The organism is Cognatundibacterium curvum (assembly GCF_014284235.1).
Lineage (GTDB): Bacteria > Pseudomonadota > Gammaproteobacteria > Burkholderiales > Burkholderiaceae_D > Undibacterium > Undibacterium curvum.
Genome location: NZ_JACOGD010000002.1, coordinates 514,331 through 528,211, shown reverse-complemented (window position 1 = coordinate 528,211; position 13,881 = coordinate 514,331). Strand labels below are relative to the sequence as shown.

Below are 13,881 nucleotides of genomic sequence, written 5' to 3'. Positions count from 1 at the left end.
CATGTGTCGCGCCAGAGCCTGCGCGAATTTATATACTTTCCTGACTCCCCGTTTCACGCATCCCCGCCACTGGAAGAAAAATAATAATACGTCCGTTCGAGCCAGAGTGTTTTCCCATTGCGCGGCAATCGACATGGTAAGTTTTCCCGCTGATCTGCACAAAAGTCATGTCCTGCTGATCTGGCCCGTTTAAACGCTGCGCCAGCTCTGGAAATACCTGATGCAGTTCATTATCCAGATTCACTGCGGCACCAGGTAATAATTCTTCTGCCTGCAGATTGCAAAATGCGATACGGTCTTCGTCATCAATCCCAATTAGGGGAAATGGTATCTGATGCAAAATTTCGCGGATCACACCAATGCTGACCTCATCTCTTTGTATCTGATTCTGCTTTTGCTTCAAAATGTCCGATAGCTGGCGATTGGTTTTCGCCAATTCCCGGTTACTGCTTTGTATCTCCACATTCAATCTGCGGTTCTCATTGAGAATTTCCTTAAACTGAAATGCATCACTGATATTTTTCCGTATTTGCTCATCATCCCAGGGTTTGGTCAGAAACTTATAGATTGCACCTTCATTGATCGCGTCAGTAATGTATTGCAGTTCGGAGTAGCCGGATAAGATGATCCTGACTGTATCCGGATATAAGGCCTTGGCCTGACGCAGAAATTCGACACCTGACATCGCAGGCATGCGCTGATCCGACATAATCACATCGACATTTTCACTGGCCAGTATTTCTAAGCCTTCACTCGCGCTGTTGCCGGTCAGGATGCGATAGCCATCTTTACGCAGCAAGCGTTTGAGTGCAGACAAAATATTGGGTTCATCATCCACCAGCAGTAAAGTACGCTCCGGCCGGGTAGCCTGTAATACATGTGGATGCAGACTGATATCCTGACGTATGAAATCCAGTAACTGCGCAAATGGCATAGGGCGTGCATAGAAATAGCCTTGCACTTGTTCGCATAAATTATCTGAAAAAAACTTACATTGTGCTTCTGTCTCTACACCCTCAGCAATCACCTCCATCCCCATGCTATGCGCCATGGAGATGATGGCTTTAGAGATCGAGGCATCGCTCTGATGGCCAGGCAATTCCCTGACAAAAGACTGATCGATTTTGACATAATCAAATGAAAAACGCTTCAGATAACCGAGTGCAGAATAACCCGTTCCAAAATCATCCAGCGACAGGCTGAAGCCCAGGTTTTTCAGCCGGAAAAATAAGGCATCAAATTCCTCATCGCAGCCTATCAACACACTCTCCGTCACCTCTAGCGAGATGTGCGCAGCTGTCACGCCGTACTCATTCATAATGGCCAGCATACGTTCCGGAAAATCCACCTCCTTCAACTGGCGTGGTGATACATTAATCGCCACGACCGGCTGCGCCAGCTGTTGTGCCAGTAAGCGCTGAATATCCTCACACGCACGTCGTATCACCCAATAGCCCAGCAACACGATTAAATCGGATTGCTCTGCAATCGGTACAAATTTTGCCGGTGAGATTTCACCCCGCGTTGGATGCTGCCAGCGAAGTAAAGCCTCGCATCCTGTTATTTTTCCGGTACGCAGGTCCGCTTTAGGTTGATAAAACAAGTGCAGCTGATTGTCCTGTATCGCTAAGCGCAAATCTGAGGCCAGCGCTATCTGTTCATCGACCGGGCCATTCAGGGCCGATGAATAAAAACGCAGATTGCCACACCCACATTCGCGCGCTCTGCGAAATGCGACTTCAGCGCATCTGGAAATATCCTCTGCCAATTGCCCATCGTCCGGATACATGGCGATGCCTATGCAACAGGACATATTCAGTTTCTGGTCAATCAGGGAAATCGCTTGCGTGAAAGTATTCATGACGCGCTGACAAAGCGCCAGCACTTCAGCAGAGTCAGCATGGCCAGGCAAGATCAGCAAGTATTCACCAGCGCCAAGGTGGGTAATCACATCATGATCGCGCAGTTCAGCACGTAAACGCATTTCTATGGTCTGTAACACCAGCCGTGAAGCTTCGAAGCCATAGCTTTCAGCAACTTGTTCATATTGATCCAGCCCCAGATAGCAGACGCTCAGATGCCCGCTTATCTGTGGTGAATGATCTATCGAAGACTGTAGCAGCGTATCGAGTTTTTTACGCTTGGAGTGATCCACCAAACCAGCTTGGCGGGTTTCTGCCAGCATCGGTGGCGGCACCTGCATATCGGCGATATAGCTTTCAAAAAAACGCTTTTTCTCGACTTCAGAATATACTTCCAGCGCCAGCCCGAGGTCGAACATGCATAGCTTAAACACCAGCAGCATCATGCCACTGAAGGAGAGCTGGTAATCCGCTTTAATATCCTGCAGATCCCCCCACACCGCCCCCAGGTATTTTCTGTAAGCAGAAAAATACCAGTCGCGGTTCAGTCCCATTTGTTGATGGGCAAACTCGATTTTGCTGCGATCTGCCAGAAAACTGCTATCCGATTTGGACTGCAGTAATAGTGAAAAATAGCTGCGTTGACGCTGATGTATGCGTTGCTGCAAACTGTCAGGCAGGCCATAAGACAGGAAAGGCGTATCAGCGATATGCTCGCGTAAGGCCCGATCAAACTGTGCGCGTATCTGTGCCAGCTGTGGACTGATGGTCGTCAGTATTCTGGCTTCATTACTACTCAAACGCAAACTGCTCATGCTATCGAACATACCATCCGTGCCGATATTGAGCATCGCAGTGAAGTCATCCCTGATTTTATTGGTATTTTCCTGACTCATAGCTTGCATCCTGATTTCTCTGATCTGTCCCTGATCTGTGGCGGTAATTATTCTTTGTTCACTTCCACCTTATCCGGATGCAGTGGCAAATGTATGGTAAAACTGGTCCCCACACCCAACTCGCTTTTCACCTCAATACGTCCATTGTGTTTCTTGATAATTCCGTACGACAGCGACAAGCCCAAACCGGTTCCGCTGCCTATCGGCTTAGTGGTAAAAAAAGGTTCAAAAATACGTGTCATGATTTCAGGCGGAATACCGGATCCTGTATCACTGATACGTATCCAGATCCAGTCATCCTTGCATCCGGTATTGATGGTGATATTGCCTTTATCCTTGATCGCATGTGAGGCATTGACCAAGAGATTCATCACCACCTGATTGATTTGCGAAATGACGCAACGTACATTCGGCAAATTGCCGTATTCCTTGATCACGGTGGCTTTATATTTGATCTCATTGATCACGATATTGAGCGTACTGTCTATGCCATGATGGATATCTGCCTCTTGCCAGTCAGTTTCACCGACATGCGAAAAATCTTTGAGTGACTGTACGATGTCGCGCACCCGTTTCAGGCCATCCATAGACTCTCTGACTAAATCTTCCACATCCTCCTGCAGGAATTCCAGATCGGCTTCTTTTTTGATGGCGTTGACCCGTGCGACCGCAGACTGCGCTGCCTGGGGCTGGAGAATTAACTGCTCATATTGTCCAAGGACTTCAAACAGCTTCTCTACGTAACCCTGCAATGATCCCATGTTGGAATTTACAAAACCGATAGGATTATTGATTTCATGGGCAATACCTGCGGCCAGTTGACCCACCGAGGCCATTTTTTCCGATTGCATCAACTGATCCTGCGCCTCTTGCAGCTTATGGATTAACTGTTTCTGCTCCTCGCCTTTTTTTTGCAGCGACTCTTCCATCGCCTTGCGTTCGCTGATGTCGGTCAATGAACCCACTACTTCAAGCGGATTGCCAGCCTCATCCCGGATCAGGCGCAACATATCGTGCATCCAGATGTAGTGGCCATTGCTGTTTTTAAAACGGTATTCGTAGGTACGCTCGCCTTCCGAGAACAGCATGGCCAGACTGGAAAATATCTGCGGCACATCCTCAGGATGAATGTGATCAAACCAGAAATTCGGATCGGATACCATCATCGCGGAATCGTAGCCCAGTATGCGTTGCGCATTGGAGCTGACATAAGTCATTTTGAAATCGCCGGTCGGCACGCTGCTGTAAATAATCGCAGGCGTATTATCAATCAGATATTTCAGACGATTATGTTGCGCTACTTCCTGACTGACACTCGCAGGCTGACTGGCACTGGCAGCCGCTGTGGTCGCCGGTGCTGGCGCAGATAAGTCGAAATATTCAAATTGGTTTTCCATCTCTGGCCCCACATCAGCTGATCTGCCCTGCCAAATAATTACCCGAAAAACAACTATTTCATATCTTTGTGGCGCACCTTGCGCCCCCGTAGCCCAGCTTTGGTTCTATTTTCCTGAATTTCATACTACTCAGTATTTAAGTATTTACAAGCAGCAAGATTCAAACAATTGTTAACTCAAGGAAATGTTTCTCATTCTTGCGCTGACTTTTTCTGAATTTCAAGAGAGAGGTAAAAGACCGTTACAATGAGGAAATTCATTATCTGACTGCGCCGTCAGTACAATTTTTTACTCTCTCCCGCTTGATATCCCTATGGCACGCTTACAACTACAGTTTCCTGAAGATCAGTATTACTACCGCACCCAGCTTAATGTCAGGGTGACTGAAATCAATGCCGCCAACCATGTCGGTAATGATTCTATGGTGTCGATGATCTCAGAAGCCCGCGCCCGCTTTATGTTTGAGTTTGGTATCCGTGAAACAGCCAATGAGGGACTGGGCATCATCGTGACTGACCTGGCGACCACCTACAAAGCCGAAGCACATGCACGTGACCAGTTGCTGTTTGAAGTCGGGGTGATGGACTTCAACAAATATGGCGGCGATATTATTTTCCGTATTACACGTCCAGCGGATAACACGCTGATCGCGATGGCAAAGTCTGGCTTTGTATTTTTCGACTACCAGATCAGTAAAGTCGTTGCGATGCCACCAGAATTCATGGCCAAGTTCCCGCAGGCGAACTGGCTGCCCAACTGAATTTTTCGTTTAAACTTGCTGTTCCACTTTTCACTTTTCAAATAAAGGTCAGGCATGCAAACAGCCGCGTATATCGTAATAGGACTAATCGGGGTATTACATGTGTATATTCTGGTTCTGGAAATGTTTTTATGGGAAAAACCAGCGGGCCGCCGTGCCTTCGGTATGAGCGCGGAAATGGCCAAGTCCACGAAGACGCTGGCAGCGAACCAGGGCCTGTATAACGGCTTTCTGGCTGCGGGTCTGTTCTGGGGGCTGAGTCTGGGCGCGGCTGGCAAAGAGGTCAGTACCTTTTTTCTGCTCTGTGTATTGATTGCAGGCCTGTATGGCGCAGCGACTGCCTCACGCAAAATTCTGTTTATTCAGGCGGTGCCTGCCACAATAGGTCTGGCCTTGCTGTATCTGGCCTGAATGACTGTTACGGCTGACGTGCATCGCGCAGGCCAGCCGCAGGGATTAACGCCACTCTACCAGCGAAACACCCATTCCTACCCGGGTCTGGCGGAAGTTATAGTCAATCATGCTTTCGCCATAGCCGCTGAAAATCTGTACATAGCCATGCAGGCCGGTAAGCAAAGGGAAAGCCCAGTCCAGCTGTACCGAGCCGCGTGACTGCTGTCCGGAACGCAGGCTGTGGCGGCCCTGAAACGTAAAGATATGCGTGCCTGTTTTCCTTGTCACCAGTAATTCACCACGCCCTGCGTAGTCCTGAATGCTGGGATTATCGTCAGCCGCGTCGCTTTCCTTGATACGCCACCATGGACGCAGACTGATACTCCAGTCGCCTTGTTCCAGCGCCAGCTCGCCAATGATACGGTTCCAGCTACGCGACAAGGGTAAAGCGCGTCCATTCGACTGATGGTTGATGCCTAGCGAAGCCATCCTGGCCTGCCAGCCCAGCATATCGAAGCTGAGCGGATAAACCAACATGGCTTCCGGCTCATAATTAGTTTCCCGGAACGGACGCGACAAACCGCCGTTATATACTTGCCAGCGAGATGACTGGGTATAGGCACCCCACAGATTGGCTTTGGTCCCCAGCACATTTTCCATTATTTTTGACTTAAAGCTGAGCTGGAATTTCGCTTCGACTGCATCCAGATCCACTTTATCCGCCTGATGGCCGGGAGCGGGCGAAAACGGAGCTGCATTGATGCGATTGCTGTATGCGACTGGCAGGATATACACCGGCTTATACGGCTTAGGGAAAAACAGGGATTTCGCATTTGCGGGCTCTAATTCCCAGCGTTCACTGAGTCCATCCACCTCGCGCGCTGCAGGGCTGGCAGTGGCGACAGGCTGCTCCTTGCGCTGCGCTGCCGTACCGGTTTCATGACTGATCTGAGTGGGACTCTGCTTTGCAGGCTTACCATACAAGCGGTCATAACAAGCCAGACGCTCTGCATCCTGTGCAAGCTGGCTGCAATCCTGCTGTTGTGCCAGCGCAGCGAACGGCAGCACAGCGCTGACCAGCATCCAGTTTTTTTTCTTCATCGTTCAGTCTTCCTTTAGCTTGAGAGGCGAAGCACACATTGAAACAGGCAAGGCTGGCGCCCGCTACAGATGACGGGGAGCCAACGCGCCGTGCCGGGGTTTTCCGGTTAAATCTGTTTACAAATACAGCATGCGTTGACGCTCATCCTCAGACGGCTCGATATCACGCGCTTCATAGAATGCAAAAATCGCATCGACAATATTCGCAGGCTCATCGATCAGCTGGACCAGATTCAGGTCTTCAGGCGCGATCATGCCATTGCCTGCCATCTGTACCTTGATCCATTCCAATAGACCACTCCAGAAAGTGGTGCCAACCAAAATGACTGGAATACGACGTGATTTACCGGTCTGCATCAGCGTCAACACCTCACTGACCTCGTCCATGGTGCCAAAGCCGCCAGGAAAAACCACGTAGGCATCGGCATACTTCACAAACGCGACTTTACGCGCAAAGAAATGCCGGAAACTGAGGCTGATGTTTTGCCAGGGATTACTGCGCTGCTCATGCGGCAATTCGATGTTCAGCCCGACAGAAGGAGACGCGCCTTCATACGCGCCCTTATTCGCCGCCTCCATAATGCCTGGGCCGCCGCCGGAAATCACCGCAAAACCGGCGTCAGACAAGCGTCGCGACAAGTCCACACATTGCGCATAATAGGGATCGTCCGGTTTGGTACGCGCAGAGCCAAAAATCGTGACGGCCGGACGTATCGTAGAAAGGCGTTCGGTAGACTCGATAAACTCTGCCATAATCGTGAACATATGCCAGGATTCGCGCGCTTTTAAGGCTGTCGCTCTGTCCTGATCAATAATCTGACGCAATCTGGTCACATTTTTTCTGTTTCCGTTCATATGCAAAATACCCTCTTGTTAGTCGATGGCTCCAGCTATCTGTACCGTGCCTTCCATGCGATGCCGGATTTACGTAATCCACAAGGCGAGCCCACCGGTGCCATTTACGGCATGATTAATATGCTGCGCCGTCTGCGCAGCGATTATCCGGCAGCATACATGGCATGCGTATTTGATGCAAAAGGCAAGACTTTCCGCGATGACCTGTATCCCGAATACAAAGCGCAACGCGCCCCTATGCCGGACGACCTGCGTCTGCAAATAGAGCCTATTCATCAGGCGGTGGCCGCGATGGGCTGGCCTATTCTGATGGTAGAAGGCGTGGAAGCCGATGACGTGATCGGCACACTGGCCGTTGCTGCGACCCGGCAGAATATGAAAACCGTGGTCTCGACCGGTGACAAAGATCTGGCGCAGCTGGTCAACAGCCAGGTCACGCTGATTAATACCATGTCCAATGAAGTCATGGATGAACCGGGCGTATTAGCTAAGTTCGGCGTGCCACCGGCGCGCATCATCGACTATCTGACCCTGATCGGAGACACGGTAGACAATGTACCTGGCGTGACGAAATGTGGCCCTAAAACCGCCGTTAAATGGCTGACTGAATATGACAGCCTCGATGGCATCATGGCCAATGCCGATAAAATCAAGGGCGTGGTCGGTGACAACCTGCGCGCCGCGCTGAACTGGCTGCCGCAGGGACGGGTACTGATCACAGTCAAGACCGATTGCGACCTGAGTGCGCATTATCAGGATATTCAGCACAGCCTGGTCGCCAAACCGGAAAGCAAGGAAGACATGCTGGCTTTCTTCAGCCGTTACGGCTTCAAAACCTGGTTGCGTGAATTATCGGGCGACGCCACCGCCGGTGCCACACCACTCAAAGCAGCCAGCGCTACAAGCGCCGCTGCACCAGCGAATTCACCGGTACAGGGCGGACTGTTTCAGGAAGAAGAAAATGCAGCCGTCATCGAAAAAAATTATGAACTGGTGCTGACTGAGTCTGCACTGGACGCATGGCTGGCACGGATACAACAAGCCAGCCTGACTGCATTCGATACCGAAACCACTTCGCTGGAACCTATGCATGCACAGTTAGTTGGCCTCTCACTGTGTTGCGAAGCGGGTCATGCCTGCTATATCCCGGTGGCGCACCACTATGCGGATGCCCCGCTGCAGCTCACGCGTGAACTGGTACTGGAAAAACTGCGCCCCTGGCTGGAAGACGCGAGCAAAGCCAAGGTAGGACAAAATCTGAAATACGACAGCCATGTATTGGCCAATCATGGCATACAGCTGCGCGGTATCGCACATGATACTTTGCTGGAATCGTATGTATTTGAATCCCATAAATCACATGATATGGACAGCCTGGCACTGCGCCATCTGGGTAAGAAAACCATCAGCTTTGAAGAAGTCTGCGGTAAGGGTGCATCGCAAATAGGTTTTGACCAGGTCGAGCTGCAACGCGCGACCGACTATGCGGCTGAAGATGCGGATATCACACTGCAATTGCATCAAGCCATGTGGCCGGAAATCGCACCCGATGCCAAGCTGCTCAAGGTCTATCACGATATCGAACTGCCGACTTCTGTGGTGCTGCAAAAAATCGAGCGCAATGGCGTAAAAATCGATCCTGCCTTGCTGGCAGCGCAGTCGCATGAAATCGGTATCCGCCTGCTGGAGCTGGAACAAAATGCCTATGCACTGGCGGGTCAGCCGTTCAACCTGAACTCACCTAAACAGCTGGGTGAAATCTTCTTCGGCAAGCTGGGTTTACCGGTGGTCAAAAAAACCCCATCCGGCGCGCCATCTACCGATGAAGAGGTTTTGCAGAAACTGGCGGAAGATTATCCTCTGCCGAAAATCCTGCTCGAATACCGTGGTCTGGCCAAACTGAAATCGACCTATACCGACAAATTGCCGAAGATGGTCAATCCTGCTACCGGGCGTGTTCATACCAATTATGCGCAAGCCGTGGCCGTCACCGGCAGGCTGGCTTCGAATGATCCTAATCTGCAAAATATTCCGGTGCGCACTGCGGAAGGACGCCGCATCCGCGAAGCCTTTATTGCCTCTCCGGGTCATATCATCATGTCGGCCGATTACTCGCAGATAGAATTGCGCATCATGGCCCATATCTCAGGCGATGCAAGTCTGCTCAAGGCTTTTGCCGATGGCGAAGACGTACACCGTGCGACTGCGGCAGAAATTTTCGGTGTTACGCCTGCGGAAGTCAGCAATGAACAGCGCCGCTATGCCAAGGTAATTAATTTTGGTCTGATCTATGGCATGAGCGCGTTTGGTCTGGCGGGCAATCTGGGGATAGAACGTGCGGCAGCACAAAGCTATATCGATAAATACTTCCAGCGTTATCCGGGCGTGGCGCAGTACATGGCCGATACCCGCACTAAGGCGAAAGCACATGGTTATGTAGAGACGGTTTTTGGCCGCCGTCTGTGGCTGCCGGAAATTAACAGCCCGAATGGCCCGCGCCGCCAGGGCGCAGAACGCGCAGCGATCAATGCCCCTATGCAGGGTACTGCAGCGGATTTGATCAAGCTGGCCATGATCGCCGTACAGAACTGGCTGGAACAGGAAAAACTGCAAACCCGCATGATCATGCAAGTGCATGACGAACTGGTGCTGGAAGTGGCGGATGCTGAAGTGGAGCTGGTCAGACAAAAACTGCCGGAACTGATGGCTAATGTCGCCACACTTGACGTGCCCTTACTGGCCGAAGTCGGCATCGGCCATAACTGGGAAGAAGCGCACTAGGCCAGCTTTCTGGCCTGCCTGTCCTTAGGCGATAGGCAAGCCAGAAACCGGTTTGATCTCTTCCATACATATCATGGAGCGCAATGAAGCCACCCCGGGTACCTGCATCAGGGTATCCGTTAAAAACTGCGACAGACTCTTCAGATCGGCAGCCACCACTTTCAGGATGTAATCAAAATCGCCGGAAATGGTATGGCACTCAATGATATTCGGGAATGCCTGCAGCTTGCGCTCCACTTCCCGCACATTGCGGAACTGTTCGCGGTCCAGCGATAAATTCACAAACGCCATCACGCCCAGCCCCACCGCCTCCGGATTCACTTGCGCACTGTAAGCGCGTATCACCTTCTGCTCTTCCAGCACTCTGACCCGGCGTAAAGTCTGGGGTGCAGACAGGTGAATTTTTTCGGCCAGATTCAGGTTGCTGATACGCCCGTCCTGCTGCAGATGACGCAGGATACTCAAATCATAATTGTCCATACACTGACTCCTTACAGCTTGCATACAATCAAGAGCAAGATTTTGATATATTTTATTTAAAATGTGATTTATGAAATTTAATCACCAATTTTCACATTTTATGCATTTTTATTTCTAATCACATGTTTTTTTTGGGAAATTTAGCAATCTAATTATCTGGCGGGCTGGCTACAATGGACATAGAACTCGTCAGTTTCATTGCACTGTCTGATGTGCATGAGGCTTTTGCGAAATGTGGAAAAATTTCGCAACAGCTTCGGGACATGCCTGCTTAGCAGCGTGGCTAAGTCCATTGACGATGTTCTTACATCAGGGCTGACATAGCAAAGTTAATTACAAAGTTTCAGTGATTAACCGCCATCCTGATTGCTCCCTCAGCTGGAGTCAATGTGTCAGCCCTGTCCATATTAAAAAACTTGGAGAACATCATGGTTAGCTTTATCGGCACCCGCGACCTGCAGAATCATTTACGTCAGGTGAAGCCTGAAAATGCGATTATTAACATGGCAGAAATGATCAGAGAAGATTATCTGCGCTGGTCGCTGTTTGACAAAACTGCACGCGTCGCCAGCCATTCAGAAGTTGGTGTGATTGAATTAATGCCTATTTCTGACGGCAGCAATTATTCTTTTAAATATGTGAATGGACATCCTAAAAATACCCAGGCAGGCTTACTCACAGTGACTGCTTTTGGCGTACTCGCTGATGTGGATACCGGGTATCCGCGTCTGCTATCTGAATTGACACTGACGACCGCTATTCGCACAGCTGCCACCTCGGCACTGGCTGCTAAATATATGGCACGTCCTGACAGCAAAGTCATGGCGCTGATTGGCAACGGTGCACAGAGTGAATTCCAGGCCATCGCTTTTCACAAAATGCTGGGTATCCGTGAATTACGTGTATACGACGTGGACCCGGCAGCAACCGAAAAACTGATACGCAATCTGCGTGCTTATCCGGAATTAACCGTGATCCGCGCAACATCAACCGCACAGGCAGTCAAAGGTGCGGATATCGTAACGACAGTTACCGCCGACAAAACCAATGCCACCATCCTGACGCCAGACATGATAGAACCCGGCATGCATATCAACGGTGTGGGTGGCGATTGCCCCGGAAAAACCGAGCTGCATGCAGACATACTCAGACAAGCAATGGTGGTGGTGGAATATGAACCACAATCACGCATTGAAGGTGAGTTACAGCAAATGCCAGCTGACTTTGCTGTTACCGAACTGTGGACCATACTCAATGGCAACAATACTGGCCGCCACAATGCGCAACAAGTGACTGTGTTTGATTCTGTCGGATTCGCGCTGGAAGATTTTTCCGCCATGCGCTATCTGGAAAGATATGTGTTGCAAGCCGGAACGACTATGTTGGATTTAGTACCCGAAATGATGGATCCTAAAGATTTGTTTGGTATGGGGATGGCAAATAACCCGTCCTTGGTACACAATGCCAGCCAGACGGTCAATACCGTAACAGCCGTTCCTATACACGCCTGATCCGGGCGTAGCAAACGGTTATTTAACCTGCCTTATTTACTTGAAAAGAATGAAAACCATTTCCTTAATTGGAGCACCAACCGATGTTGGTGCCAGCGTCAAAGGCGCAAGCATGGGACCAGACGCACTGCGCGTTGCCGGATTGACGGAAGCGTTGCAGGCACGTCAGTTGCAGGTGGTCGACCGTGGCAATCTGCACGGTCCGGCCAATCCCTGGCAAGAGCCGGTCAACGGCTTGCGTCATCTGAAAGAAGCCATCGACTGGAACCAGGCCGTGTTTGATGCGGTCGGACAGGCTCTGAGCGATGGTCATCTTCCCATGATGCTGGGTGGCGATCATTGTCTGGCAATCGGTTCTATCAGCGCGGTGGCAGCACACTGCCGTCGGGCTGGGAAAAAACTGCGTGTTTTGTGGTTCGATGCACACGCAGACAGCAATCTGTCAACCATTAGCCCTACCGGCAATATCCACGGTATGCCGGTTGCCTGCCTGATGGGACATGGCCCGAAAGAGCTGATCGGCTATGGCGGTCACACACCGGCCATGTTGCCACATGAAATCCGTCAGATCGGCATACGCAGTGTGGATGCGGGTGAGAAAAAATTCATCCACGAGATGGGCATACAAGTCTATGACATGCGCTACATCGATGAATATGGCATCCGTAACACGATGAGTTCTGCGCTGGCCGGTGTCGATGCCAATACCCATATCCACGTCAGTTTCGATATGGATTGCCTGGACCCGCAAATTGCACCGGGCGTAGGGACGGCGGTACTCGGCGGCCCGACTTATCGCGAAGCGCAATTGTGCATGGAGATGATCGCAGACACAGGGCTGATGGGCTCACTCGATATCGTCGAACTCAACCCTGCGCTGGATATCCGCAATCAGACTGCGATCCTGGCAGTTGATCTGATTGAAAGTCTGTTCGGCAAGTCGACGCTGGTACGTATCTGAGCGTGAAATAGTTTCGATTTAAGGCTGCAATTGCTGTAATGAAGATACACGGTTAGCGAACCGTGTATCGTTTCAAATTTAGTCTATCTTTTTGTGTCAGCAGGTGGTTTGCCCAACATCCTGTCTCGCGATGCTCCTACACCTGCATCCAAATCTTTCTGGCGCATTTCCTGTTCACGCTTCGTTTTTTCATTATTTGCAAGCACAAATTTCTCAGTTTCTGCTTTCCAGCCCGAGTAACTCTGCTGGACTTTTTCTACCCGATTTTTAATGTTCAGACTAATCTCTGCGTATGTCTTGTCCATCAAAGATCTTGCTGCCTGCATTTCATCTTCGGTTAGTATTCTCTCAATTTCAGCCGGAATTACCGAACCAACTGGCAACACTGAATTTAATTGTCCGACAAAATGCTGATAACAAGTCTGCCATTTATTCATGGCCTGACTAATTCCCGTAATTTCTGCGTTTGTTTTTGATACTTGTGGCAGGACAGGCTCTTCACAAGTGAAGTTGGATAACTTAACCGCATCGCCATCAAATCCGGTAGTGAAGTAACTAATTTTTTCTTGATTTTTCTTTCTTACATTGATTAATTTTACAAACTCTGCCGCCTTTTGATTGCCAGCCTGGTTGGCTTGGTTAAACCAACGTTCCGCATTGACCAAATCAGGCTTTGTTCCTTCGCCAAACCAATACATCTCGCCTACCATGTATTGCGCTTCAGAATTCCCCGCCTCGGCCGATTTCAGGAATTTTTTAAATGCAGCGTTATAGTCTTTCTTTGCATGGAGTGCAGTCGCCTCAGAAAAGTCATCTGCGCATACATCCGACGAATATACGATAACAAGAGCTGCAAAAAGCAAGGCTTTCATTTGTTATTCCTT

11 protein-coding genes are annotated in these 13,881 nt (G+C 50.1%); 5 read left to right on the top strand and 6 right to left on the bottom strand.

The genetic code is table 11. The features are described from left to right. Positions 1-28: 28 nt before the first annotated feature. On the bottom strand, positions 29-2,758 hold the full coding sequence (locus H8K43_RS05535) for an EAL domain-containing protein (RefSeq protein ID WP_186902900.1): 2,730 nt from the start codon (positions 2,756-2,758) through the stop codon (positions 29-31). 47 nt (positions 2,759-2,805) lie between these two features. Next, positions 2,806-4,155, bottom strand: coding sequence for an ATP-binding protein (locus tag H8K43_RS05530; RefSeq protein WP_186902899.1), 1,350 nt, complete (start codon positions 4,153-4,155; stop codon positions 2,806-2,808). Between the two features lie 313 nt (positions 4,156-4,468). Here H8K43_RS05530 and H8K43_RS05525 point away from each other — a divergent pair, with 313 nt between their 5' ends. Both H8K43_RS05525 and H8K43_RS05520 read left to right on the top strand, forming a co-directional pair. Continuing rightward, complete coding sequence (locus H8K43_RS05525; protein ID WP_186902898.1) at positions 4,469-4,915, top strand: thioesterase family protein; 447 nt, start codon at positions 4,469-4,471, stop codon at positions 4,913-4,915. A gap of 54 nt (positions 4,916-4,969) precedes the next feature. After that, positions 4,970-5,326 (top strand): DUF1304 domain-containing protein, encoded by a 357-nt coding sequence (locus H8K43_RS05520; protein WP_186902897.1) that lies wholly within the window; start codon positions 4,970-4,972, stop codon positions 5,324-5,326. 45 nt (positions 5,327-5,371) lie between these two features. Here the strand turns inward: H8K43_RS05520 and H8K43_RS05515 are convergent, their stop codons facing one another. Continuing rightward, entirely contained in the window at positions 5,372-6,409 is a 1,038-nt protein-coding gene (locus tag H8K43_RS05515) for a phospholipase A (protein ID WP_186902896.1), read from the bottom strand. A gap of 117 nt (positions 6,410-6,526) precedes the next feature. Further along, the gene (locus tag H8K43_RS05510) at positions 6,527-7,264 is read right to left on the bottom strand and encodes an LOG family protein (protein WP_186902895.1); all 738 of its coding nucleotides are present in this window, start codon (positions 7,262-7,264) and stop codon (positions 6,527-6,529) included. Between H8K43_RS05510 and polA the strand changes: the two genes are divergently transcribed. Continuing rightward, positions 7,265-10,045 (top strand): DNA polymerase I, encoded by a 2,781-nt coding sequence (gene polA / locus H8K43_RS05505; RefSeq protein ID WP_186902894.1) that lies wholly within the window; start codon positions 7,265-7,267, stop codon positions 10,043-10,045. Positions 10,046-10,069: 24 nt separating this feature from the next. Here the strand turns inward: polA and H8K43_RS05500 are convergent, their stop codons facing one another. Next, positions 10,070-10,525: an Lrp/AsnC family transcriptional regulator gene (locus H8K43_RS05500; RefSeq protein WP_186902893.1), complete on the bottom strand. Its 456-nt coding sequence runs from the start codon at positions 10,523-10,525 to the stop codon at positions 10,070-10,072. Between the two features lie 428 nt (positions 10,526-10,953). Here H8K43_RS05500 and H8K43_RS05495 point away from each other — a divergent pair, with 428 nt between their 5' ends. Continuing rightward, a complete protein-coding gene (locus H8K43_RS05495; RefSeq protein ID WP_186902892.1) occupies positions 10,954-12,036 on the top strand; it encodes an ornithine cyclodeaminase in 1,083 nt (360 codons plus the stop codon). A 49-nt stretch (positions 12,037-12,085) separates the two neighbouring features. After that, a complete protein-coding gene (rocF, locus tag H8K43_RS05490; protein WP_186902891.1) occupies positions 12,086-12,997 on the top strand; it encodes an arginase in 912 nt (303 codons plus the stop codon). 83 nt (positions 12,998-13,080) lie between these two features. Here rocF and H8K43_RS05485 read toward each other — a convergent pair whose 3' ends face one another. Next, the gene (locus H8K43_RS05485) at positions 13,081-13,869 is read right to left on the bottom strand and encodes a tetratricopeptide repeat protein (RefSeq protein WP_186902890.1); all 789 of its coding nucleotides are present in this window, start codon (positions 13,867-13,869) and stop codon (positions 13,081-13,083) included. Between the last annotated feature and the right edge of the window lie 12 nt (positions 13,870-13,881).